The following is a 24627-nucleotide window of genomic DNA, read 5'->3' as shown; positions in this document are numbered from 1 at the left end:
GCGGGGGGGGCGCCCCCCGCCGGGGGGGGCCCCCCCCCGACCGCACACCCGGACACCCGGGCACCCGGGCACCCGGACACCGCAACGCTCCGTAAGGCGAGCGCCACAGCCGGATTGTCACGCGCTTCGACCGCTTTCCGGACTGGTATTCGGTGGGAGTGGCCGGGGCGGTCCGGCCACCGTGCCCCAACGTGCTTCACCAGCCGCAGGGCACGCCCGTACGTGCGGACGGCCCGCGTCGTAGGGCCCGGCCGACCCGGGGGCGTGGACTACCGAAGCTCGTACGTCACCGAGACGACCGCGCGAGCTTGCGCACCCTCGGTGGCCTCGGTGGCTTCGCCTTCGGAAATGCTGATCGCCCGCCCGAGCTTCCGGCCGGTCAGGAGTGCGTACTGCTCGGCACGGCCCTGCGCACTCTTGGCGGCCAGGCTCCGGGCTTCTTCCAGTGTGGGAGCCGTCGCCTCGCCGTTGACGGATGTGGAGTCCTGCATGGGGGTCCCTTCGCCCGTGGCCGGGCCGGCCCCGGCGCTTCCGGAATCAACACGCCCTGGGGCCCCGGCATCAAGCGGGGCACCGGACATGTCAGCCGCACATCAGCCAACAGCAGATCCCGGGGGCATCCACCACAGCGATGATCGGCTTCCTGCCGACGAGAACGACGCTGTCAGGGAAAGGGCACGCGGACCCGGACGCCCCCGGCGCGGTGTCCAGGGCGTCCGCGGTGTCCGGGGCGTCCGGGGCGTCCGGGGCGTCGGTCCGACGCGCGGGCCGCGCGGGCCGCGCCGTCCTCAGCCGGCGACCAGGTCCGCCCGGCGGGGGAAGTCCGGGCGCGGCGGGGCGTCGGCGGCGGCGCCCGGCGGGACCGGTCCGAGCAGCCGGGCGAGGTCGACCCGGCGGCGGACGCCGAGCTTGCGGTAGACCCGGGTGAGGTGCTGCTCGACGGTTGACACGGTGATGTAGAGCTTGCGCGCGATGTCCCGGTTGGACAGGCCGCGCGCGGCGAGCTCGGCGACCCGCCCCTCAGCCTCGGAGAGCCCTCCGGCAGTGCCCTCCGAAGCCGGGACGGCCACCGGGAGCGGTCCGGCCCCGGGGAGGGAGGCCCCAAGGAGCGCACCGGCCCCGGCCGAGGGAACGGCCCCCACCGGCAGCAGGGACACCGGCAGCGACGACACCGGCGCCGGCACCGGCGCCGGCGGCCGGACCGGCACCACCGCCAGCGCCGGGGTCCGGCGCACGCGGCGGTCCGCGCGGCGGGCCCGGCCCGGGTCGCCGTCGTGCTGGTGGGCCTCGCTCAACTCCCCCAGCGCCGCTGCCAGCTCGGACTCCGCACCGGCCTCCTCCAGCAGTACGACGGCGCGTTCCAGCAGCTCCGTCCGCTCGGCCGGTCCGCCCGCCGCCGCCCGGATCCGCAGCGCCAGGCCGCGGATCCTCGGGTGGCCGACCGGCCCGAGCCGGGCGAGCTGCTGGTCCGCGAGGGCGGCGGCGCTGCCCGGCCGGCCGAGGGCGAGCTGGGCGCGGGCCGCCCCGAGCCGCCAGGGCGCGATGGCCGGGAGGTGGTCCAGGCCCCAGCGGGCCATGGTGTCGCCGCAGGCGCGGTAGTCGGCGAGGGCCTGTTCGGCCCGGCCGAGGGCGAGCCGGTGACCGGCCAGCGCGTACCGGTGGTGCAGGCCCGCGGGCGTGTGCTCCAGGCCCGCGGGGGTGGCCAGCTCCAGGAAGTGCGCCGCGTCCTGGTGCAGGCCGAGCGCGGTCCGGGCGGCCGCCATGGTCGCCAGCGGCAGCCCCACGGCCACGCCCCAGGCTTCCGGCCGGACGTGCGCGAACGCGGCACGCCCGGCCTCGTCGGCGCTCCGCAGGTCGCCCTGGCGCAGCGCCGCCTCGGCGCGCAGCGCGGCCAGCAGGGCGTTCCAGTGGGCTCCGCAGCGGGCCCCGGCGCGTTCGGCGAGCGGCGCGCACCAGTGGGTGGCGCGGTCGGCGCGGTCGGCGTAGAGGAGGACGGTGAGCGCGGCGGTGAGCGATTCGGTGCGCACCCCGCCGAGGCGCCCGGCGCGCAGCACGAGTTCGGCGCGGACCACGGCGTCCTCGGGGGACACGGTGCCGGCGAGGAGGGCGGCGAGCAGCCGCATGCCGTCGCCCCGGTCGGCGGTGGCGCCGTCCTGCGGCCCGGTCCGGCGGGCGGGGTTGGGGAGCAGCGCGGGGTACCAGTAGGCGAGCCAGTACCGCAGGGCCTCGGTGTGGACGGCCTGGCCGGGGACGGCTTCGAAGCGGGCGAGCGCGGCGGTGCCCTCGTCGATCCGGCCGTGCCAGAAGTGGTGGCGCAGGCGCTTGAGTTCGTGGCGCAGCGCGGTGTCGGCGTCGGTGACGGTGCCGGGGAGGGTGGGGACGCATTCGACGGCGGGGCCGGCGGGCGCCGGGCCGGTCCACAGTTGCAAGGCGTGGGCCGGTACCGGTCCGAAGCCACCGGTGGCGGCGGCCTCCTCCTCGGCGACGTCCTTCACCGCGACGTCCTCCCCGGCAACGTCCACCGCCGCCGCGGCCCCAGGGCCGGGCACCTCCCAGACCCCGCCGCCGCCGAACTCCGGCAGCACCGCGCCGGGATCCCCGGAACCGGCGGCGGGCGCCGGTCCGAGCGAGCTGCGCAGGTGCCCCTCGGCCACCCTGGCGTGCCCGTCGACGGTGGCCGCCGTCGCGCCGGCGGCGCGCAGGAGCCGGCCGGCCCGCTGGTGCAGGGCGGCGAGTTCGAGCGGGCGCATCGCGGCGAGCAGGTCCCCGGCGGCGGTGGGGTGGCGGAAGCCGCCGTCGCGGAACAGCCCGGCCGCGTGCAGCAGGTACAGCGCCCGGGGCAGCGCGTCGGGGGCGAGCAGCAGCAGTTCGGCGAGGAGTTCCGGGGTGGCCCCGGTGCCGAGCACGGCGACGCCGCGCGCGTAGTGCAGGGCGAGCGGGTCGATCCGGTGCAGGCAGTGCATGAGGCCGCGCCGGTAGCCCTCGCCGACGACCAGGGTGCCGGGGCTGCCGGCCCGGTCCTGGTCGCCGACGAGGCTGTGCACCAGCAGCGGGTTGCCGCCGGTGAGGGTGTGCGCCTCGGCGGCGTGCCGCTCGGCGGCCGCGGCGCCGAGGCGGGTGCGCAGCACCTCGGCGACGAGTTCGACGCTGTGCAGGTCGAGCCGGATGTGCTGGTGGTGCGGCTGGCGGGCGAGTTCGACCTCGAACAGCGGATGGGCCGGGGTCATGGTCTCGCGCGAGCTGAGGACGGTGAGCACGCCGGTGCCCCGGGTGCGGCGGACCAGGTAGAGCAGGAACTCCAGGGACTGCGGGTCGGCGTCCTGCCGGTCGTCGACGGCGATCAGCACGGGGGCGCGTTCGGCCAGGCCGCGGACCAGCCGGAACAGGCCCTCCAGGACGCGCTGGGTGAGCCGTCCGGCGGGGCGGTCGGACGGGGCGGGGACGGTGCCGCCGGCCGCGCCCTCGGCGAGCAGGGCCTCGGCGGTGGCGGCCTCCTCGGGGGCGAGGTCGGCGCCCTGGAGGAGTTGTCGGGCCAGGCCGAGCGGGAACTCGCGTTCCAGCGGCGAGCCGGTGCCGACCAGGACCTGGACGCCGCGCTCGGCGGCGGTGTCGGTGAACGCGTAGAGCAGGTCGCTGCGGCCGCTGCCGACGGAACCGTGCAGCACGATGACGCTTCCGGCGCCGGCCGAGCAGCGGTCGAGGGCGTGGTGCAGCCGCCGGTACTCGGACTCGCGGCCGGCCGGCGGGGTTCTCGACGGATCGTACGGATCGTACGGCGGGGACACGGGAAGGGGGGACATCCGTTCTCCTGGTGCAGGGCGCACGGGAGGACGGGCCGCTGGGCGCTCCTCCTCGCGCGGGTTCGTGGGCGAGGGAATCGGACGGACCGACCGGGGCGGGCGGAAGGCGCCCGGCCGGCCGACCGGCTCAGCGACAGAGGGAGCTGGCGCGCCGCAGCAGGTCGACGTCGAGGCGGGCGACCAGGCGGAGGCCGGCACGGAGCGGCGGGGCGGCGGACGTCGTACGCGAACCGATGGGCGACGACGGCTGCGAACCGGCGCGCTGTCCACCTGCCCGCTGTTCCACGACGTTCTCCGTCCCCCGCGCCCTCCCGGGCCCAAAAACCGCGCTTGTGACGGTCCGTCGGTCGGACGCACCCTCACCTGGCTTATCCCCGGGGCACCCCACCGCAGTGTGGGGGTTGCCGGTCAGCCGGCCGGGGCCTTGGGGCTGACACTCTTCGCCGCCCTCGAGTCTAGGAAGCGCCGGGCGAGCGCGTCAATCGGCAGCGGGTCCCGGAATCCGGCCCACCGGCCGGTTCGCCACGGGGCGTTACGGTCGCGCAACACGCCCGCCACAGTGCGGCCGCCCCGGCCCCGGCGGCGTTCCCCGCGGCCCGGGCCGCGCCTCACCCCGCCAGTCCGTGCCCGGCCAGCCGGCGGCGCAGCCCGGCGAGTTCGCGCCGGACCAGCGGCGGCAGCCCGTCCGCCCCGCCGCCGGCCGCCGCGAGCACCGGCCCGAGCAGGTCGGCGGCGGCCCGCGGGTCCTGGGCGAGCAGGTGGCAGTCGGCCACCCGGACGGTGAACAGCAGGCGGGCGGAGGGCAGTTGGTCGGGGGCGAGCAGGGCCAGCGCGGTCTCGGCGGCGTGCACGGCCCGGCGGGCCAGCCGGGGGTCGTCGACGGCGGCGGCGGCGTCGCGCAGGGCGGCGGCGGCCCCGGCCTCGACCCGCAGCCGCATCGAGGCGATGGAGAGCCAGGCGGCGTCGGACTCGTCGTGGATGCCGATGTGGTCGAGGTGGAGCCGGGAGCGGCCGAGGTGGCGGACGGTGGCGCGGACGTCGCCGGTCATGGCGTGGGCGCGGGCCTGGGCGATCTGCCCCATGGCGCCGGCCCAGTGCCGGGCGGGCGCCACCCGGGAGATCTCGCGGGCGTAGCCGAGGGCGGCGTCCGGGTCGCCGTCGAGGCGGGCGAGGAAGCTCATGTCGCTGAGCGCGGCCACCTGGGTGGCGTGGTCCCCGGCGAGTTCGGCCCAGCCGAGCGCGCGGGTGAAGCAGGCCATGGCGGTGGCGTTGCGGCCGTCCTGCATCCGCAGGGCCCCGGCGGCGTGGGCGTACTCGCCGGCGAGCCGGGCCAGCGGGCGGCGGTCGGGGCCGGCCGGGTGGGCGGCGAGGCGGCGGAGCACGACCCGCAGGGTGTCCTCGACGGCCGCGGTGCCGGGGGCGGTGGGGCTGTCGCCGGCCCGCAGGTGGGCGGCGAGCAGTCCGGCCAGGGCGTGGGCGGTGTCGGGGTCGACCGGGGCGGCGGTGTCGGGGTCGGCGGCGCGGAACGCGGTGTGCAGGGCGGCCAGGTCGGCCGGGCCGGGGACGGCGCAGCCGGCGGCGTCGTGGAGGGGGCAGAGCAGCCCGTAGTCGGGGAGGCGGTCGGGCAGGTGGGCGGCGAGGCCGGGGGGCAGGGCGGGGGCGAGGGCGGCGACGGGCGGGCCGGGCAGCGGGGGGCGGGTCCAGTCCCCGGGCGGCGGCGCCGGGGCGGGTGCGGGCGCGGCGGCCGGGGGCACCTCGGCGGCGGCGGCGGGGGCCGGGGCCTCCTCGGCGAGGCGGCAGGCGGCGCGCAGTTCGCCGCCGGCGTGCAGCAGGTCGTCGAGGCGGTCGGCGATCCGGGGGCTGGTGCGGCGGGTGCCGTGCTCCAGTTTGCTGACGGCGGTGTGGTCGTAGCCGATCTCGGCGCCGAGCTGGGCCTGGGTCAGTCCGGCGCGGCGGCGCCACTGGCGCAGCCTCAGGCCGAAGGCCCGCCAGAGGTGGTCCTCGACGGGCGTGGTCGCCGCCCGGTTGCCGTGCACGGGGCTGCCCTCCCGAGTGCGTTCCGGGCCCTCCGGTGGGAGAGGTCCGCTGAGGAGGACGGTACTGGACGAGGGCCCCGCCGTACATGAGGTGGTCTCAACCACTTCCGCACTCTGGTCTCAACCTCTCCACGCGATGGTCTCGACCTCTCCCCTCTATTGGTCTCTACCTCACCGGCCACCGGTCTCAACCTCTCCGACCGGTCCGACCTGCCCGAACGTCTTTTCCGCCGTCAGCTCCCGCTCGTCAAAGGCATTTTGACGCTCCTCGGCGGTACTTGACGGAACTTGCCAACCCCCGGTTCCGCGCGTCCAGCCCGTTGACCGTGGCATGTCGGCGTGTGAGGGTTCCGGCACCCGAGCGCGGACGCCCACAGATCGAGCCCCCCAGCGTCCTGCGGTGAGCGCCTCTCCGGCGCACCGTCCGCGGTCGAGCACCCCCACGTTCGAGGAGCCTCGGAATGAAACGCAGATTGCTGACGGCGGGGACCACCCTGGCCGTCCTGGCCGGCATGCTGACCGCCACCGCGGTCGGGCAGGCCGGCGCCGCCGCGGGTGCGGCCGCGCCGACACCCCCCAGCGCGCTGGCCGCCGCCGTGAACGCCGCCGACCAGGCGGCCGCGGCCGGCCTGGACTCCCTGGCCAAGGGCCCCGGCGAGACCTACGAGCGCCAGTCCGTGACCCCCTGGCTGGGCGGTCTCTACTCGGTCGCCTACGAGCGCACCTACAAGGGCCTGCCGGTGGTCGGCGGCGACGCCGTCGTGATCGCCGACGGCCAGGGCAGGGTGCACGGCGCCCAGTCCGCCAACACCGGCGCGATAGGCGTGCCCACCACCGCCCTGATCAGCGCCGCCCACGCGGAGCGCACCGCCCGCACCAAGCTGGCCACCGTGGACGGCGTGCAGTCCCGCCGGCTGGTCGTCCGGGTCAAGGACGGCGCCGGGCGGCTCGCCTGGGAGACCGTGCTCACCGGCCGCACCGCGAGCGCCCCGAGCACCCTGCACGTCTTCGTCGACGCCCGCAACGGCGAGGTCCTCGACAGCTACGACGACGTGCGGGCCGGGACCCTCAACAGCAAGTGGAACGGCCCGTCGCCGGTCACCATCAGCACCACGGGCTCGGGCAACAGCTACTCGCTGCGCGACCCGGGCCGGCCCGGCCTGAGCTGCGCCGACAACGCGACCGGCCAGGTGTTCAGCAAGTCCTCGGACTCCTGGGGCAACGGCAGCCCCACCAGCAAGGAGACCGGCTGCGGCGACGTCATGTTCGCGGCGCAGAAGGAATGGGACATGCTCAAGGACTGGTTGGGCCGCAACGGCCACAACGGTACCGGGGGCAGCTGGCCGGTCAAGGTCGGTCTCAACGACGTCAACGCCTACTGGGACGGCTCCTCGGTCTCCATCGGCCACAACAACGCCAACGAGTGGATCTCCTCGATCGACGTCGTCGGCCACGAGTTCGGCCACGGCATCGACCAGTACACCCCGGGCGGCGCCAACAACGAGAACGGCCTGGGCGAGGGCACCGGCGACATCTTCGGCGCGCTGACCGAGGCCTACGCCAACGAGCCCTCCCCGTACGACAACCCGGACTACACCGTCGGCGAGATGATCAACCTGGTCGGCCGCGGCCCGATCCGCAACATGGCCAACCCCTCGCTCGTCAACGGCGACCCCAACTGTTACTCCTCCTCGATCCCGAGCACCGAGGTGCACGCGGCCGCCGGCCCGCTGAACCACTGGTTCTACCTGCTCGCCGAGGGCTCCAACCCGGGCGGCGGCAAGCCCACCAGCCCGACCTGCAACAGCTCCGCGGTCACCGGCGTCGGCATCAAGGACGCGGGCCGGGTCTTCTACGGCGGCATGCTGCTCAAGACCAGCGGCATGACCTACAAGAGGTACCGGACCACCACCCTGACCGCCGCCAAGTCCCTCGACCCCTCCTGCAACCTGTTCAACCGCACCAAGGCGGCCTGGGACGCGGTCAGCGTGCCCGCCCAGACCGGTGACCCCAAGTGCGACGGCCCGACCGGTCCGGACTACTCGATCGGGACCAACCCGGCCTCCGGCAGCGTCCAGGCGGGTTCCTCCGCCACCACGACGGTCGTCACCCAGGTGACCCAGGGCGGCGCCCAGACCGTCAACCTGACCGCCTCCGGCGCCCCGAGCGGCGCGAGCGTCAGCTTCAGCCCGTCCTCGGTCCAGTCCGGCTCGAACGCCACGATGACGGTCGCCACCAGCGCCACCACCGCGCCCGGCACCTACGTCATCACGGTCACCGGCACCGGCCAGACCACCCACACCGCGCAGTACACGCTGACGGTCGGCGGCGGCGGCCCCACCGGGCAGGCGCCCGACATCAGCGTCGCCAACGTCCAGGCGCACCTGGCCCAGCTCAACACCATCGCCTCCCAGAACGGCGGCAACCGCCGTACCGGCACCGCCGGTTACAGCCAGTCGCTGGCCTATGTGAAGGCCAAGCTCACGGCCGCCGGCTACCAGGTCAGCGAGCAGACCTGCGGCTCCTGCACCTACAGCGCCAACAACCTGATCGCCGACTGGCCGGGCGGCCCCGCCGACCAGGTCACCATGTTCGGCGCGCACCTGGACGGCGTCAGCGCCGGCCCCGGCATCAACGACAACGGCTCCGGCTCGTCCGTCCTGCTGGAGACCGCGCTCGCCCTGGCCCAGCAGAACCCCACCATGACCCGCCACGTGCGCTTCGCCTGGTGGACCGGTGAGGAGCAGGGCCTCCAGGGCTCGCAGTACTACGTGAGCCAGCTGGGCTCCAGCCAGCGCAGCGCCATCAAGGGCTACTACAACTTCGACATGGTCGGCTCGCCCAACGCCGGCTACTTCATCAACAACGTCAACTCCACCACCTCGGCGCCGATGAAGGCCTACTGGGACTCGCTGAGCCTCCAGCCGGAGGAGAACGTCGAGGGCCAGGGCCGCTCGGACGACGCCTCGTTCCAGTCCGCCGGCATCCCGACCTCGGGCTACGCGGCGGGCGCCAGCGCCACCAAGACCGCCAACCAGGCGGCGAAGTGGGGCGGCACCGCGGGCCGGGCGTACGACTCCTGCTACCACTCGGCCTGCGACACCACCAGCAACATCAACGCCACCGTGCTGGACCGCAGCGCCGACGGCGTCGCCTACACGCTGTGGAAGACCTCGGTCGGCAGCGGCCCGGTGCCGAGCAACGACTTCTCGGTCAACGTCAACCCGGCCACCGGCAGCGTCAAGCCGGGCGAGTCGGCCAGCGCCACGGTGAACACCCAGACCACCTCCGGCACCGCGCAGACCGTGAACCTCTCGGTCTCCGGCGCTCCGGCCGGTGTGACGGCCACCGTCAGCCCCTCCTCGGTACAGTCCGGGAGCTCCGCGACGCTGAACGTCTCGGTCGCCTCCTCGGTCCCGTCCGGGACGTACAACCTGACCGTGACCGGCACCGGTTCGGTCTCCCACTCCAGCTCCTACTCGCTGGTGGTCACCTCCGACCCCGGCCCGGGCAACGGCACCTGGGCCGCGGGCACCACCTACCAGACAGGTGACACCGTCACCTACAACGGAATCAGCTACCGGTGCCTCCAGGGCCACACGGCCCAGGTGGGCTGGGAGCCGCCGATCGTCCCGGCCCTCTGGCAGCCGATCTGAGCGGACCGGATCGTCTCCGGGACGGGATGAAAAAGGCGGTGCCGCGGTTCGTCGAGGGGGACGGACCGCGGCACCGCCGCATGTGCGGCGGCGGTCTGACGTAGAGTCGGCGCGGACCGCCGCCGGCTCCCGGCCGCCGACCGAGGAGGCACCCCGTGACCACCGCCGCGAACCCCGGCCCCTCCCCCGCCGTCCCGCCCGTCCCCGAACTGCCGCCCGAGGCCGTCGAGGAGTGGCGCACCGAGGAGGCCGAGCTGATCGACCTGCTGGCCCGCACCCGGCAGCGCCTCGGCGGCGTCGCCGCGTTCCGGATCGGCCCGCGCCCCACCGTCCTGGTCACCGACCCCGAGGCCGTGCAGCACGTCCTCGGCCGCCACCCCGAGCGGTACGTCAAGCGCTCGCACCGGGCCCGGATGCTCGCCGGCGAGGGCGTGCTGACCGCCACCGGTGACGCCTGGAAACGCCAACGGCGGATGCTCCAGGCCCAGTTCACCGGCCCCGGGATGCGCCGCTACGAGCAGCGGATCGCCGCCGCGGCCCGTCGCGCCGCCGACCGCTGGGCCGGCTACGCGCGCACCGGCGAACAGATCGACCTCGGCGCGGAGATGCGGCACTTCGCCCTCGACACCATCTGGCGCGCACTCACCGGCCACCCCCTCGACCCGGCCACCGAGCGCGAACTCGACCGCATCGCCACCGTCGTCGCCGCCCTCCCCCAGCTCCCCGACGGCGAGCAGGCCGGCGAGGCCGTCGCCGAGGACCTGGCCCGGATCGACGCGGTGGCGCACGCCGCGATCGCCGCCGCCCGCTGCCACGAGGACGGCCCCGACGGCCCCGGCGTCCTGCGGGTACTGCTCGACGCGGCCGAGCAGCACCCCGAGTACACCGAGCGGCTGATCCGCGACGAGCTCGTCACCCTGCTCGTCGCCGGCCACGAGACCACCGCCACCACCCTCACCTGGCTGTACCTGCTCCTCGACCGCGAACCCGGCGCCCGGCGGTGGGCCCTCGACGCCGGCCCCGAGGGCTCGCCCGAGCGGCGCGAGGCGGTACTGGCACTGGTCTCCGAGACACTCCGGCTCTACCCCTCCGCCTGGATCCTCCCCCGGCACGCGCTCACCGACGACACCCTCGCCGGCCACCGGGTCGAAGCCGGCACCGACCTGCTGGTCTGCCCCTACCTCACCCACCGCGACCCGGCGCTCTGGCCCGACCCCGAGCGCTTCGACCCGACCCGCTTCGGCCCGGACGGCACCCGCCCCGCGCAGCTCGGCGGCTACCTCCCGTTCGGCCTCGGCGCCCGCGCCTGCCTCGGCACCCAGTTCGCGCTCCGCGAGTCCGTCGCGGTGCTCGAACTCCTGCTGCCCGCCTTCACGGTGCGCTTCCTCGAGCGGCCCGCCGGGGCCGTCTACAGCATCACCGTCCGCCCGGACGGCCCGACGCCGGTGGTGCTCACGGCGGTGGGCTGAGCGCCCGGGGCGCGCCTCAGGCCAGGAGCCGCCTCCTGCCAGGTACCGCGCCCGGGTCGGTCCCGACAAACCGGTGGCCCGGCCCGGCGGTCGCGCACTACGCTCCCGGCCACCACCCCCCGACCGCCCCGCCCGAACCGGACCCCCCCCCATGACCGACGCCCTGCTCTCCGGGCTCCTCGCCGGCTACGGCATCGCCGTGCCGGTCGGGGCGATCTCCGTCCTGGTCGTCACCCTCGCCTCGCGCGTCTCGCTGGCCCGGGGCATGGCCGCCGCCCTGGGCGTGGCCACCGCCGACGGCCTGTACGCCCTGCTCGCGCTGATCGGCGGCGCGACGCTCGCCCCGCTGCTCGCACCGGCCGCCGGCGCCCTCGAACTCGCCGCCGCGGCCGTCCTCGTCCTCCTCGCCGCACACGGGCTGCGCACCACCCTCCGCACCCACCGGACGGACCGGGACCCGGCCGGGACCCCTCCCCCGGCACCCGCCTCCCCCTGGCGCACCTACGCCTCGCTGCTCGGCCTGACCCTCCTCAACCCGCTCACCGTGGTCTACTTCAGCGCCCTGGTGCTCGGCGGCCGCACCGGCCCCGGCAGCCTCGGGCCCGGCCTGGTGTTCGTCCTGGCCGCCTTCGCCGCCTCGGCCAGCTGGCAGGCCCTGCTCGCGACCGGCGGCGCCCTGCTCCGCCGCCTCCTGACCGGCCCCCGCGGCCGACTCCTCACCGGCCTCACCGGCAACCTCGTCGTCCTCGCCCTGGCCCTCCGCCTGGCGCTCCAGCACTGACCACCGCACCGACACCCCGCGCTGACCGCCCGCACCCGGCACCCGGGCCCGGCGTGCGCCGACTCCGTGGCCGCCGAACGGCAGCGCCCACGCACCGGGGGTGCCGGGAAGCTGCCGGTCGATCTGCCGCCACCTTCCGTTCCGGCGGCCATAACCTGGGCGCCCGGCGCACCGGAACGAACTGACGCGCCGTCAGGACAGCGGCCCCACCGGGCCGCGCCGCCCGTCCGGAAGGATCCCGAACCCCGCCATGACCAGTCTTCGCACCAGAGCGGCGGCCCTCGCGGCCGTCGCCGCGATCGGCTTCGCCACCTTCGCCTCCGGCACGGCCACCGCCGCCCCGGCCCCCGCCGCTCCCGCGACCGCCGGGGCACCCGCCCTCGCGACGGCCGCGCTCACCCCGCCCACCCGCATCCCCGGGAACACCTCGATCGGCCGCAACCAGGCCTGGTACTCGCCGAACGGCAGGGTCATGCTCGCCATGCAGGGCGACGGCAACGTCGTGCTGTACCGCGACGGCACGGCGATCTGGGTCGCCCAGGGCGCCATGCCCCGCGGCGAGGTCCTGGTGATCCAGGGCGACGGCAACCTCGTCGTGTACGCCGGTGACAGCACCCCGCTGTGGAACAGCCGGACCGGCGGCCAGTGGGGCGCCGAGCTGACCATCTACAACGAGGGCGCGATCGCGGTCGAGCTGAACGGCAAGGTCCTGTGGACCTCCGCGCCGCCCCAGCTGCCGCCGTGCCCGCCGTGGGGCCCGCCCTACCCCGGCCAGGTCATCCCGCCGTGGTGCCCGGTCTGGCCCTTCCCCTCCTGACCGGCTGCGGCCCTCCGTGTCCGCCCGCGGCGCGCGGGCGGACATGGAGGGCGGCGACGCCCCGGCTCAGTCCACCGGCGCCAGCACCTGCCCGGCCTCCTCCTCGGCCCCGACCCGCCGGAACGCCGCCGCGGCCGCCTCCCGCGTCCGTGCGACCTCCTCCAGGTCACGTCCCAGCGCGGCCAGACAGGCCGCCAGCTCCCGCAGCGCCTCGCCCTCGCGGTAGGCGTCCGCCGCCTCGCGGAACCGCTCCACCGCCCGCTCGACGGCAGCCGTCCCGGCCACCGGGTCGCCCTGGGCCCGTAGCGCCGACCCGAGGTTCATCAGGGCGACCGTCGCGCGGTGCCGGTCACCGATCTCCTCGTGCAGGGCGAAGGACCTCCGCTCCGCCTCCACGGCCTCGTCGAAGCGGCCCGACGCCAGCAGGATCACGCCCAGGCTGTTCGTCGCGACAGCCTCGCCACGCCGGTCGCCGGTCTCCTGGAAGATCGCCAGGGCGGCCCGCCCCACCTCCACCGCCTCCTCGAACCGGCCTGCCTTCTGGAGCGTGTGGCCCAGGTTGTTCCGGACCCCGCCCTCACCGTGCCGGTCACCGACCTCCTGGACGAGCGCCAGGGCGGCCCGCTGCTCCGCCTCCGCCTCCTCGAACCGCCGCAGTCCGAACAGGACGGCGCCGAAATTGTGCCGCGCCGTGCTCTCACGGTGCCGGTCACCGATGTCCCGGAGCAGCTCCAGCGCGGTCCGCTGGGCCTCCTCCGCCTCCTCGAACCGCCGCAGCTCCAGGAGGACCTGGCCGAGGTTGCTCCGGGCCATCGCCTCGTTGCGCGGATCCTCGTCCTCCTCGCACAGGCGCACGGCGGCCCGTTGCAGCTCCTCCGCCTCCTCGAAGCGTCGCAGCTCGTGCAGAGCGACACCGAGGTTGCTCGCCGCCGTGGCCTCGCCCCGCCGGTCACCGATGTCCCGGAGCAGCTCCAGCGCGGTCCGCTGCGCCTCCTCCGCCTCCTCGAAGCGCCACAACTCACCGAGCACCCGGCCGAGATTGCTCCACGCGGTGCCCTCACGCTGGCCGTCGCCGACCTCCCGCAGGACGGCGATCGCGGTGCGCACGGCCTCCTCCGCCTCGTCGAAACGCCGCAGCAGGGAGAGGGTGCTGCCCAGATTGCTCCAGGCCGTGCCCTCGTAGAACCGGTCGCCGAGCCGCTCGAAGATCTCCAGGCAGGCCCGCTGCGCCTGCTCCGCCTCCGCCAGGCGCCACAGGTCCTGGAGGATCTGGCCGAGGTTGTTCAGGGCGGTACCTTCGCGCGGGCCGTCGCCGACCTCCTGGGCGATCCTCAGCGCGGTCCGCTGCGCCTCCTCCGCCTCGGGGAAGCGCCCCAGGTCCTGCAGGACGACACCGAGGTTGGTCCAGATGGTGGCCTCCTGCCGGTGGTGGCCCGCCGGCAGCACGGCGAGCGCGGCTCGCAGCGCCTCCTCCGCCTCCACGAAACGCCGTGCCTTCTGCAGGTTCTGGCCCAGGTTGTTCCAGACCGTGGTCTCGGCCTCGCGGTTCCCGACCTCCCGGAGCAGGTCGAGCGCGGTCCGCAACGCATCCTCCCCTTCGCCGAAACGCCGCTGTTCGCCGAGCACCTGCCCGAGGACGGTCCACGCGGACGCCCGCGCCTCCCGGTCGTCGAACTCCTGCAGCAGGGCCAGTGCCGTCCGCTCCTTCTCCTCCGCCTCCTCGAAGCGTCGCAGCTCGTACAGGACGCTGCCGAGTACGGTCCCGGCCCGGGCCTCGTCGCGGCGGTCCCCCTGGGCACGGGCGCTGTCCACGGCGGTGGAGGCGACTGCCAGCCAGTCCGTCAGGTACCGGCGCAGATTGAAGTAGTTGCTCAGGCCGGAGGCCAGCACCTGGGCGAGCTCGTACTGCCTGACGCCGTGGGCCTGCTGCACGGCGCCGATGAGGTTCATCCGCTCGGCGTCCAGCCATTCCAGTGCCTTCACGCGACTTTCGAACGGTCCTTCGCCCGGGAGTACCTCCTGGCTCACGTGCTTGTCCGCGGCCAAGGTGTGGTCGACGTAGTGCCGGAGCAGCCGCGAGAACGCCATCCCGCCGTGGAGCCGATGGAACCGGCGGGCACCGAGCTGCTCGATGGCGTAGAGACGGACGAGGTCATGCATGTGCCAGCGACCCGTCGCGGGATCCTGCCTGATCAGGCTGGCCCTGGCCAGCGCGATCAGCCGGGCGCGGACCTCCTTGCGCTTCCCGGTCCCGGAGAGCACCATGGCGACGGCTGTGGACATGTCCGGGCCGGGGTTGAGCGTCAGCAGGCGGAACAGCTCGGCCTGCGGCGGCGTCAGGCGCCTGCACGAGGTCTCCAGGACGGTCCGCACCGCGCGGCGGCCGTCGTCCAGAGCGTCCAGCCGGCGCTCCTCGACCTCCAGTTCGGCCACCAGGTCGACGGGTTTGAGCGACCGGTCGGTCACCAGCTGCGCGGCGGCCAGCCGCAACGCCAGCGGCAGGTACCCGCACAGCTCCGCGACCCGTGCGGCCCCCTCCGGATCGGCGGTGATCCGGTCGTCGTCGGGGAGCATGGCCCGGACGGCGCCGCCGAGAAGCTCCACCGCGGCGACGGGCGTGAGGACGTCGAGGTCGAACAGCCGCGCGCCGAGCGCGGAGAGGTCGTCACGGCTGGTGACCAGCAGCCGGTTCGGTCCCGCACCGGGCACCAGGTGCTCGACCTGTCCGGCCGAGGCCGCGTTGTCCGCGAGGACCAGCACCCGCTCGCCCGCCCGGGCGCGGGCTGCCAGCTGTGCCCGGTAGAGACCGGCCCGGTCGTGCTGCTCGGGTGGGATCCGCCCCGGTTCCGTCCCCAGGGTGTGCAGCAGGGCGACCAGCGCCTGGCTCGGGTCGAGGGGCTTGTCGTCGTAGCCGCGCAGGTCGAGGAAGAGCACCCCGGTGAACAGGCCGCGGTCGACGGCCGCGTGGGCGACGGCCAGGGCCAACGAGGTCTTCCCGACCCCGCCCATCCCCTGGACCGAGGCCACCGCCGTCGTCGTCCCCGGCCTGGCCGTCCGCGCGTCCGGGTCGAGGAAGGCGAGCAGCTCCGCGAACTCCGCGGCGCGGCCGGTGAGATCGGCGGCACCCAGGGGCGGCGGAGGTGGGAGTTCCGGCGGGCCGGCCCGGCCCGACCCGCCGCCCTCGGGGTGCACGACGGTCTGCCGTTCGATATAGGTCTTGCTGACCGTGACGCTCGAATTGCTGCCGACCGCGTTGTACTTGAGATCCCGACCGGCCGCCACGGACTCGTCGCCGCCGGCCTCCACCCGCACTGTGCCGCCTTCCGCCGCCGGTGGCGGCGGTTGGCGCGGCAGGATCCCGCCGGCCTCGCCGGCGTCCGTCCCGGCGGCGGGGCGCCGACCCGACGTCCCCGCCGAACGCTGCTTGGATCTGCCGGAGTTCCGCTGACGCCCCGACTTGCGGGTCACCCGACCTCACTCTCGTCGCCGATCGCGTTGCCGACCATGTTCCCGCCCGCCGTGACCGACCCCTTGCCGCCGCCCACGACCTCCTGCCCGCCGGCGGGGGCACCGGGCTGCGGGGCCGGGGCCGGGACAGGCGGGGCGCCGGTGACGCGGCTGCGCGCGCCGATCGCGTTGCCGACCATGTCACCGCCCGCCGTCACCGCCCCCGCCCGGCCGCCGCGCACCACCGTCCGCGGGCCCGGGGCGGGCCGCTGCAACTGCCACAGGGCCAGGACGAACCCGGCCAGCGCGACCACCGCCCCGCCCACGCTGGCCACCCGGTCCGCCGTGTCCAGGTCCACCAGCACGGCGACCAGGACCAGACCGATCGCACCCGCCGCGCACAGCCCCACCACGCAGCGCAGCGCCCAGATCCGCCCCGAAGCACCCATCCCGCATCTCCTTGCCCGTCCGCGGCGACCGCACCGTCACCGAACGCCGCCAGGATGCCACCTGACCACTGACTTTGCATCAGTTTCCGGGCAGCGCAAGGGAGGTACCGACGACTCGGACAGGAGTACCGGGGTCCGGCGCCGGCGGCCGCCCGGCGCCGGGGCGGGGGAGCGGACGGGCCCGGGTCTGCCACGGGTCGTCCGCGAGCGCAGCCGCGGCCCCGTCGCGCGTTGCGGCCGGCGCGGCGACGACGGCGGGCACGTGCCGGCGGACGGCCGTCGCGTCCCGACCTGCGGGGACGTGCGCCCGGACGGCGGAGCGGTGGGCCGCATCCGTCCACCGGCCGGGCCCGTCCGGCGCGCCCATGATGGCCGGCGCGGCGGGCGACAGGTGGATGTGAACGCCCCCCACCGTGGATCACGGGACCGTGCCACGTCCCGCCATCCACCAGGTTCCTGACCTCAGCGTCTCCCGCACCGCCGGTCTTGGCACGCGGCCGTCCGACGGTGCGCCGCGAGACCGATCGACCGTCAGTCGGCCTGCCCCGCCGGGGCGTTCGCGGCGGCGTCGGCCGGGGCGCCCGCAGGAGCCGTGGCCGGTGTGTTGGCCGGGGGGCGGGCCGGGCTCGAGGTCCGGCCGCCGCGGGTTCCGTTGGTCGGCGAACCGGTCGGCGAACCGGTCGGCGAGCCCGAGGGGCTGCCGCTGGCACTGTCGCCGTCCTTCGGGTCCTTCCGGGGCGCCGGGTCGGGGATGTCGGCCATCGGCATGGTCTGCTTGGGCGTCCCCCGCAGGGCCTGGTTCATGGCGTCGCGCCAGATCGGCCCGGGGCCGTCGGCGCCGAAGACCTCCTTGCGGTACTTGCCGTTGATGGTGATGTTGCGCATCTCCACACCGCCGTTGGGGCCGCCGATCCAGACCGAGGTGGCGAGCTGCGGGGTGTAGCCGCTGAACCAGGCGGCCTTCTTCTTGTCGGAGGTGCCGGTCTTGCCGGCGATCTGCCGGTCCCCCTCCAGGCCGAGGTCGCGGCCGGTGCCGGTCTCGGTGACGCCGTTGAGGATGGTGTTCAGCGCCTTGGCGGTGTCCGCCGAGAACGCCGTCTCGCAGCGGGCCGGCGGGACCGGCACGTCCTTGCCGTCGACGGTGGTGATCGAGGTGACGGCGAGCGGCGCGCAGTGCGTGCCGTTGGCGGCGAACGTCGCGTAGACCCCGGCCATGCTCAGCGGGCTCACCTCCTCGACGCCCAGGCCCATCGCGGGGACCTCCTCCAGCGGCTTGCCGCTCGCCTTGGTGGCGATGCCGAGCTTGTTGGCCATCTGCTTGACCGCGCAGAGGCCGATCTCCTGCTCCATCTGCACGAAGTAGGTGTTGACCGAGAGGGCCATCGCCTCCTTCAGCTGGTACGGCCCCTGCTCGTTCGCCGACTCGTTGGGCACCACCGCCTTGGGCTTGGTGGTGTTCTTCCAGGTGCCCTCGCAGGTCTTCACCGTCGGGTACTCGAGCTTGTTCGGCGAGAGGTACTCCTGGACGGGCGTCAGGCCCGCCTCCAGGGCCGCGGCGGCCACGACCGGCTTGAACGTCGAGCCCGGCTGGAAGCCGTTGCCGCCGCCCATCGCCGCGTCGACGTTGAAGTTGACGACGGTCTGGTTCTTGCCCGCGGAGAGGCCGTACGGGCGGGTCTGGGCCATCGCCAGGATCTTTCCGGTGCCCGGCTCGACCATGCTGGCGGCGGCCGACACCGGGTCGGTGACCCGCACGTTGGAGCTGACCGCGTTCTGGGCGGCGGCCTGCTTGTCCGGGTCGAGGGTGGTGCGGATGTTCAGGCCGCCCTGGTCCCAGAGCTTCTTGCGTTCGGCGGCGGTGGCGCCGAAGACCGGGTCCTGCTTGACCACGTGGCGGACGTAGTCGCAGAAGAAGCCCATGCCCGCCTTGGCGGTGATGCAGCCGTTCTGCGGTTCCCGGTAGTTCAGGCCCAGCGGGGCGGCCTTGGCCTCCTTGGCCTGGTCGGCCGTGATGTGGCCGTTCTCCAGCATCTTGTCGAGCACGGTGTTGCGCCGGTTGAGCGCGGCCTGCGGGTGCGCCTTGGGGTCGTACTGGGACGGGTTCTGCACCAGGCCGGCCAGGGTGGCGGCCTCGGCGACGGTGAGGTCCTTGTTGCTCTTGCCGAAGTACCGCTGGGAGGCGGCCTCGACCCCGTAGGCGCCGTTCCCGTAGTAGGTGATGTTGAGGTAGTTGGTGAGGATCTGGTCCTTCGAGAGGTCCTCCTCCAACTTGATGGCGATCTTCAGCTCCTGGATCTTGCGGCCCAGGGTCTTGCGCTGCGCCTCCCGGACCGCCGCCGGATCGTCGCCGGCCTTCTCGACGTTCACGTTCTTCACGTACTGCTGGGTCAGCGTCGACGCGCCCTGCGCGGTGGTGCCGCTCTCCGCGTTCTTGCTGATCGCCCGGAGCACGCCCTTCGGGTCGACGGCGCCGTGCTCGTAGAACCGGGCGTCCTCGATGTCGACCTGCGCCTGCCGCATCAGCGGGGACATCTGGTCGGCGGTGAGGACGGTGCGGTCGCGCTCGTAGACCTTGGCGATCAGCCCGCCCCTGGCGTCGAAGATCTGGGTCGCCTGGGTGAGCGGCGGCGTCCTGAAATCGTCCGGGATGTCGTCGAACCCCTCCGCCGTGTTCTTGGCGGACAGCCCGAGCGCGCCGACGGCGGGCAGGGCCATGCCCGCCAGCAGCGCCCCGGACACCACGCTGACGCCCAGGAAGGTCGCGCCGTGGCGGACCAGCCGCAGCGGCGAGCTCCGAGCCGGCTGCGGCGTCTCGTCCTCGGGCGAGTTCCCTATCGGGGGGGTGTTCGATTCCATGCCGGAATGCTAATCCTCGACCGTGGGCGTCCGAACCGGTTTTCCCCCGGAATTGTCACAGCCGCGCAACGAATTGCGGAGAACGCCGCCGACCAGGCGATCGGTGCACGAACTCTATTGCCGCGCCGGGGCTTTCGCACCGGCACCGGCCGGGGCGGCGGGCACCGCCCGACACTGTCCTGACACCCCGGACGCCCGGAAAGGTTGCACCGGCCCCCGCCCGAACAGGCAGTCGGCCTGCCCGGACGGACGTCGGACGGACGTCGGACGGACGTCGGACGGACGGCGGGGTCAGTGCCGGTGGTGGTTGTCGGGCTGGGCCGGGTCGCCGGGGTGTTCGAGGCCGGGGACGAGGGTGAGACGGGTGGCGCGGGCGTGGTCGAGCCAGTGCACGAAGGCGGCGCGGCGGGCGGCGGCGCGCAGGACGGTCCACGGGTCGAAAGCGGGGTCGGGAGCGGGGTCGGAGTCGGGGTCGGGGTCGGGGTCGGTGGCCAGGCGGGTGGCGGTCCAGCCGGCCGCGCTGACCCACCCGCCGGGGGGCGCGGCGCGGAGGGCGTCGGAGAGAGCGAGCGGGAGGGTGTCCGGGGCGGCGTCGAAGGTACTGCCGTCGGGGAGGGCGAGCCGCCACGGGGCGGCGGACGGGGGGCGTTCGGTGCGGGCCCGGTAGTGGGCGACCTCGGCGGCGGAGGGCTCGACGTCGGCGGTGACCTCCGCGCAGACGGCCCGCACCGCCGCGCTGCCCTCGTACGCGGCGGCGGTGATGGAGCCGAGCTCCACGGCGGCCTGCTGGTCGAGGCGGGCGGGCGCGGCCCCGGGGCGGACGGGCGCGGCTCCGGGGCGGACGGGGAGGCCGCGTTCGGCGGCGACCGCTTCGCAGAGCGCCTCGGTCAGCAGTACCTGGGCGACCCAGCGGGCGAGTTGGCGGTCCTCGCCGCTGCCCGGCGCGGGCAGGGCGGCGGCGCGGGGGCCGGTGCGCAGGGCGGCGAGGCGGCGGTCGAGGCCGGTGCGGGGCAGCGGCCGGCCGTCGAGCAGGCCGAGGACCGGGGCTTCGGCGGGGGTGGTCACGGTGCGACCTCCACCGCGACGGTGGGGGCGTACTGGCAGCGGCCGAACCACATCACCTTGGCCAGGGCCCAGTACGCGCCGGGGTCCATCGCGGCCGGGGCGGCGAGTTCGAACTCCTCGACCGATGCGGCGCCCGCGGCGAGGGTGAAGCCGCGGACGGGGGCGCCGACGGCCTCCCAGGTGCCCCAGGGCGAGACGAGTTGCAGTTCGCCGCGGATCGCGCCGCGGGTGCGGTTGGTCAGCCGCAGCGCCAGCACGCCCCGCTCCCCCGGGGCGAGCCGGACGGTGTCGGCGAGCACGGCGACGCCGAGGCCGGTGTCGCGGCCCTCGGTGGCCGTGGTGCCCTGGGCGGCGGTCCAGTCCTCGGGGGCCTCGCCGGGGACGGGGAGGACGTCCGGCAGCTCGCCGACCGCCACGGTGACCACGTCCTCGATCTCCTGCCCGTCGTGTGCCACCCGGACGGCGGCGAAGTACAGGCCGGGCGCGGCGTCGGCGGGCGGGGTGAGGGTGACCGGGAAGCGGAGGTGGCCGCCGGGGGCCAGCCGGTAGGGGCGGGCGGTGGGGCCGGCCGTCCAGCCCTCCGGCGGGTGGACGGTGGCGGTGCCCTCCACGGCTGCGTCCTGGAGCTGGGAGGAGAGCGCGACCGAGAGGGTGACGGGCTCCCCGGCCGTCCGCAGCAGGCCGGGCGAGGCGCCGACGGACACCGGGAGGTAGCCGAGCGGCGCCGGGCCCCGGTTGTGCAGCCAGTAGCGGGCGTGCACGGGCTGGGCGGGCTCGGCGGCGGCGCCGAGGAGGGGTCCGGCCGGGTCGGCGGCCACCCCGGGGCGGGCCAGCAGGGTGGCGAACGCCGAGCCGGGCAGCGCGAGTTCGCCGTCGACCGGGCCGGTGGGCCGCTCCAGCAGGTCGGCGTGGCGCAGGTCGACCAGGCCCAGCGCGCCGCCGAGGGCGACGGTGCTGCCCAGTCCGGTCGACTCGACCAGGCGGACGGTGAGCTGTCGGGCCGAGGCGGTGGCGGCGGAGCCGTGGGCGATCGGGTTCCCGGCCGGTTTGAGGGCGCCGAGCAGCACCCGGCGGGCCGGTTCGACCCGCAGCCAGGAGAGCGTGGCGGGCAGCGGTCCCGACTGTCCGGCGGGCACCGCCCGGGCGTACAGCGGGTGGTTGAACTCCTGCCCCCGAGAAGGGAGTTCCTGCTCCCGCCAGTCGCCGGGGCCGCCGACCAGGGCGTAGTGGAAGTCGTGTGTCCAGTGCTGGAGCTGGAAGGACGCGCCGTCGGGCAGGGTGCGCCGGGGCGGGTCGATCCAGACGCCGGAGGGCCAGCCGGTGCACGAGCGCAGCAGGGACAGGTGGAGCGCGCCGGTGCTGTCGACGGCGAAGCCGGGCAGGCCGTAGGTCAGCAACGCCACGGTGTGGTCGGTGAGTTGTTCGGAGGCGGGCGGGGCCACCGGACAGCGGGCAGTGATCCGGGCGTCCGCGAGGTCGGCGGCGAGCGCGGCCGGGTCGGTGACGACCAGCGCGGGCAGGTCGCGGAGGTCGCGGAGGTCCGCGCCGGGGCGCCAGACCTCGGTCAGCGGGGCGGCGGCGGGTACCCAGACCGCGCCGTGGGCCTTGAGCACGGCCGCGTACTCCTCGCCCGCGCGGTCCAGCAACTCCCTGGTGGCGTCGTTGCTTTCGGGGCCGCCGAGGAGGATCCGCAGGTCCGGCAGGTTGGAGTCGACGTCCAGCCAGCCGTAGCGGGCCCAGTCGGCGCCGGAGGTGGTGGCGGTGACGCCGACCCGGGCGAGCGCGACGACCAGGCCGCGGGCGTCGGCGGCGGCGTCCAGCCCGGGGACGACGACCTCCGCGACGCCGACGGCCCGTTCGCCGAGCGGCGCGCCGGTGGCCGGGTCGGTGAGCACGACCCGCGCGGTGGAACCGAGGCCGAACCAGGTGTTGGCGGGGTTGTCGAGGGTCCACGGCGCCTCGGCCGAGTCGACGTCCGGCATCGCGAAGCCCCGGCCGACGACGGCGCCCGCCACCTCGCTGACCGGCAGCGCCCCCGGCAGGTCGACGGGGAACCGCAGCCGCAGCAGCCGGTCGGCGCCGCGGTGGTCGACCACCCTGGTCCGGCAGTCGACCCGGTCGAGGCCGTGCCAGAGGGTGACCGTCTGCTCGAACCGCAGGCCGTCCACCGTCCCGGTGACGACCAGGCGTTCGCCGAGCGGGCCGGTCTCGCGCCGCACCTCGGCCGGGCGTTCGCCGGAGCCGGTCACCGGGCCCTTGGGGAGGAGGTGCCAGGGGCCCTCGCCGAAGTCGGGGTGCTGGGGGTACTCCTCGTACACCCGCAGTTCGTTGCCGACCAGTCCGGGGCGGATCAGCTCCCGGCCGTGGCGCAGGTCCTGGACGGAGGAGAGGCCGCCGCCGCGGGCCGGGTCGGCCGTGACCCGGTAGCGGGCGTTGGCGACGGTGAGGCCCTCGGCCGGGTGCCAGGGCGTGGCGGCCGGGGCTCCGGGCACCAGCCGCCAGGTCCGCCAGCCGAGCGCCGGCACGTCCTCGGCCAGGAAGCGCAGGGTGCCCCGGTCGAGGGCGCAGGGCACCGGCGCCCCCGCGTCGTCCAGTACCCGCACCCCGCCGGCCGTCGCCTCCGGGGGCAGCGGGACGGCCACCAGGTCGGTGCGGTCGAAGGAGAGCGTGTTGGTGACGACCAGCGCCAGGCCCTCCCCGACCGCCGTGCCGATCCGCGCGGTCAACGCGTCCAGCGCCCGGTCCCGGACGTCGACCGCCAGATCGTACGCCTCCCGCCAGCCGCCGAGCAGGTCCAGGTACACCTGGTCGGACTCGGAGCCGGTGATCGCGTCGTGGTGGGCGCCGTAGACGAGGTGGCGCCACGCCTTGTCGAGCGCCGCCGCCGGGTAGCGGCCCAGACCCTGCGCCTCCGCGAGCACCGCGAGCTTCTCGGCGTCGACGGCGGCGGTCTCCGCCGCCCGCTGGGCCTGCTTGGTGTCGATGTAGGAGACGTCCTTGCCGGTGTAGACGGGGTTCATGTCCCGGGTCTGCGGGCTCGGCCGGCGACCGGTCGCGGCGAGTTCGGCGCGCACCGCGTCCAGGAAGTCGCGGGGGGTGGCGCAGACGAACCTCGGCCACAGGTACTTGGCGGCCCAGGAGCGGTGGACGGCGGTGACCCACTTGTTGGGCGGGGTGTAGTCGGTGCCGACCGGCAGCAGCAGGTTCCTGGTCGCGCCGACGGGCTTGAGCTTGCGGTAGAGCGCGTACACGGCCCGTTCGGCGGTGGCGAGGTCGGCCGAGGAGTCCATCCACCAGCCGGCCGAGTAGTGGTGCGGCATGTAGTGGGTGAGTACGCCCTCGCCGCTCGGGGCGATCCACTCGAACTCGCTGGGGAACTGCATCACCCGGGCGTCGTCCTTGGCCTCCCGGAAGTTCTTCTGGATCGGGCCCCACTGGTGGAACGGGCCGCGCGCCCAGGCGCTGCCGGTGAGTCCGGCGGCGGCGAGGTGGCCGGGGAACTGCGGGTCGTGCCCGAACACGTCGAGCTGCCAGGCGGTCCGCGGGTCGCCGCCGAGGATGTCGCGCTGGTAGCCGATGCCGTAGGCGATGTTGCGGATGGTGGTCTCGGCGCCGGTGAGATTGGTGTTGGGCTCGTTGTAGGTACCGCCGACGAGTTCCACCTGGCCCCGGTCGAGCAGCAGCCGCAGGGTCTCCCGGCGCTCCGGGTGCTGGTCGAAGTAGGGCTTCAGGTAGTCGACTTCGGCGAGTACGAACTTGTAGACCGGGTCGCGCAGCGCGAGGTCGAGGTGGGCGTCGACGAGCGCGAAGCCGTTGCGCTCCCACAGCGGCCGGGTGGTGGCGTCGGCGGAGAGCAGTTCCCAGGGGGAGGTGTAGGCGGCCTGGGTGTTCCACCACACCGGGTCGTAGTGGAAGTGGGAGACGAGGAACATCGTCCAGCCGGGTTCGGCGACCTCGACGACGCCCCCGGCGCGGGCCCCGCCGGCCTCGACGGTGACCGGCAGCCGGGCGCCCGGGGCGGCGCCGGTGATCTCCAGGGGGACTTCGACCTCCCCCGTGCCGGCCGCCTCGCCGCGCACGCCCGGGCCGGAGACGGTGATCCGGGTGGCGGGCGGGCCGTCGAGGGTGACCCGCAGCAGTTGCCGCGGGGCGTGCTCGGGGCCGGTGAACAGGTCCGTGCTCTCGACGGCGGTGAGGGTGACCGGCACGGGGAGGGTCCTTTCAGGAAGGGACGGTCCGGGGGCGACCGGG

Annotated in this window: 12 protein-coding genes and 1 riboswitch; of the genes, 4 read left to right on the top strand and 8 right to left on the bottom strand. The window is 75.2% G+C overall.

Annotated features, from left to right (window positions below; genetic code table 11):
* Positions 1 to 269: 269 nt before the first annotated feature.
* The 3 genes from SM793_RS28445 to SM793_RS28435 form a co-directional block, all read right to left on the bottom strand.
* Positions 270 to 491, bottom strand: a complete 222-nt coding sequence (locus tag SM793_RS28445) for an SIMPL domain-containing protein (RefSeq protein WP_320441161.1) — start codon at positions 489 to 491, stop codon at positions 270 to 272.
* Between the two features lie 297 nt (positions 492 to 788).
* A complete protein-coding gene (locus SM793_RS28440; RefSeq protein WP_320441160.1) occupies positions 789 to 3800 on the bottom strand; it encodes a helix-turn-helix transcriptional regulator in 3012 nt (1003 codons plus the stop codon).
* A gap of 321 nt (positions 3801 to 4121) precedes the next feature.
* A riboswitch (SAM riboswitch) is annotated at positions 4122 to 4245 on the bottom strand.
* Between the two features lie 163 nt (positions 4246 to 4408).
* Entirely contained in the window at positions 4409 to 5836 is a 1428-nt protein-coding gene (locus SM793_RS28435; protein WP_320441159.1) for a helix-turn-helix transcriptional regulator, read from the bottom strand.
* 461 nt (positions 5837 to 6297) lie between these two features.
* On the opposite strand from SM793_RS28435, the gene SM793_RS28430 reads away from it, so the two are divergent.
* The 4 genes from SM793_RS28430 (at position 6298) to SM793_RS28415 (ending at position 12559) form a co-directional block, all read left to right on the top strand.
* The gene (locus SM793_RS28430) at positions 6298 to 9492 is read left to right on the top strand and encodes a M28 family peptidase (RefSeq protein ID WP_320441158.1); all 3195 of its coding nucleotides are present in this window, start codon (positions 6298 to 6300) and stop codon (positions 9490 to 9492) included.
* A 155-nt stretch (positions 9493 to 9647) separates the two neighbouring features.
* On the top strand, positions 9648 to 10961 hold the full coding sequence (locus SM793_RS28425) for a cytochrome P450 (RefSeq protein WP_320441157.1): 1314 nt from the start codon (positions 9648 to 9650) through the stop codon (positions 10959 to 10961).
* 151 nt (positions 10962 to 11112) lie between these two features.
* Entirely contained in the window at positions 11113 to 11742 is a 630-nt protein-coding gene (locus tag SM793_RS28420) for a LysE family transporter (RefSeq protein WP_320441156.1), read from the top strand.
* Between the two features lie 250 nt (positions 11743 to 11992).
* On the top strand, positions 11993 to 12559 hold the full coding sequence (locus tag SM793_RS28415) for a hypothetical protein (protein WP_320441155.1): 567 nt from the start codon (positions 11993 to 11995) through the stop codon (positions 12557 to 12559).
* Positions 12560 to 12625: 66 nt separating this feature from the next.
* On the opposite strand, the gene SM793_RS28410 is transcribed toward SM793_RS28415, so the two are convergent.
* The 5 genes from SM793_RS28410 to SM793_RS28390 all read right to left on the bottom strand — a co-directional run bounded on the left by SM793_RS28410 (position 12626) and on the right by SM793_RS28390 (position 24584).
* Entirely contained in the window at positions 12626 to 16027 is a 3402-nt protein-coding gene (locus SM793_RS28410; protein ID WP_320441154.1) for a tetratricopeptide repeat protein, read from the bottom strand.
* Entirely contained in the window at positions 16024 to 16455 is a 432-nt protein-coding gene (locus SM793_RS28405) for a hypothetical protein (RefSeq protein ID WP_320441153.1), read from the bottom strand. The genes SM793_RS28410 and SM793_RS28405 overlap by 4 nt, the downstream gene beginning before the upstream one ends.
* Positions 16456 to 16986: 531 nt before the next feature.
* Complete coding sequence (locus tag SM793_RS28400; protein WP_320441152.1) at positions 16987 to 19311, bottom strand: transglycosylase domain-containing protein; 2325 nt, start codon at positions 19309 to 19311, stop codon at positions 16987 to 16989.
* Positions 19312 to 19602: 291 nt separating this feature from the next.
* Positions 19603 to 20376, bottom strand: coding sequence for a hypothetical protein (locus tag SM793_RS28395; protein ID WP_320441151.1), 774 nt, complete (start codon positions 20374 to 20376; stop codon positions 19603 to 19605).
* A complete protein-coding gene (locus SM793_RS28390) occupies positions 20373 to 24584 on the bottom strand; it encodes an NEW3 domain-containing protein (protein ID WP_320441150.1) in 4212 nt (1403 codons plus the stop codon). Before SM793_RS28390 ends, SM793_RS28395 begins: the two co-directional genes overlap by 4 nt.
* Between the last annotated feature and the right edge of the window lie 43 nt (positions 24585 to 24627).

This window comes from Kitasatospora purpeofusca, assembly GCF_034043715.1.
Classification (GTDB): Bacteria; Actinomycetota; Actinomycetes; order Streptomycetales; family Streptomycetaceae; genus Kitasatospora; species Kitasatospora purpeofusca_A.
This window is presented reverse-complemented; position numbering and strand designations above follow the sequence as displayed.

Excerpts from the sequence above, each read along its gene's own strand:
- SM793_RS28400 (WP_320441152.1), bottom strand. The coding sequence starts at position 19,311 with ATGGAATCGAACACCCCCCCGATAGGGAACTCGCCCGAGGACGAGACG.
- SM793_RS28440 (WP_320441160.1), bottom strand. The coding sequence starts at position 3,800 with ATGTCCCCCCTTCCCGTGTCCCCGCCGTACGATCCGTACGATCCGTCG.
- SM793_RS28405 (WP_320441153.1), bottom strand. The coding sequence starts at position 16,455 with ATGGGTGCTTCGGGGCGGATCTGGGCGCTGCGCTGCGTGGTGGGGCTG.
- SM793_RS28420 (WP_320441156.1), top strand. The coding sequence starts at position 11,113 with ATGACCGACGCCCTGCTCTCCGGGCTCCTCGCCGGCTACGGCATCGCC.
- SM793_RS28445 (WP_320441161.1), bottom strand. The coding sequence starts at position 491 with ATGCAGGACTCCACATCCGTCAACGGCGAGGCGACGGCTCCCACACTG.
- SM793_RS28415 (WP_320441155.1), top strand. The coding sequence starts at position 11,993 with ATGACCAGTCTTCGCACCAGAGCGGCGGCCCTCGCGGCCGTCGCCGCG.
- SM793_RS28430 (WP_320441158.1), top strand. The coding sequence starts at position 6,298 with ATGAAACGCAGATTGCTGACGGCGGGGACCACCCTGGCCGTCCTGGCC.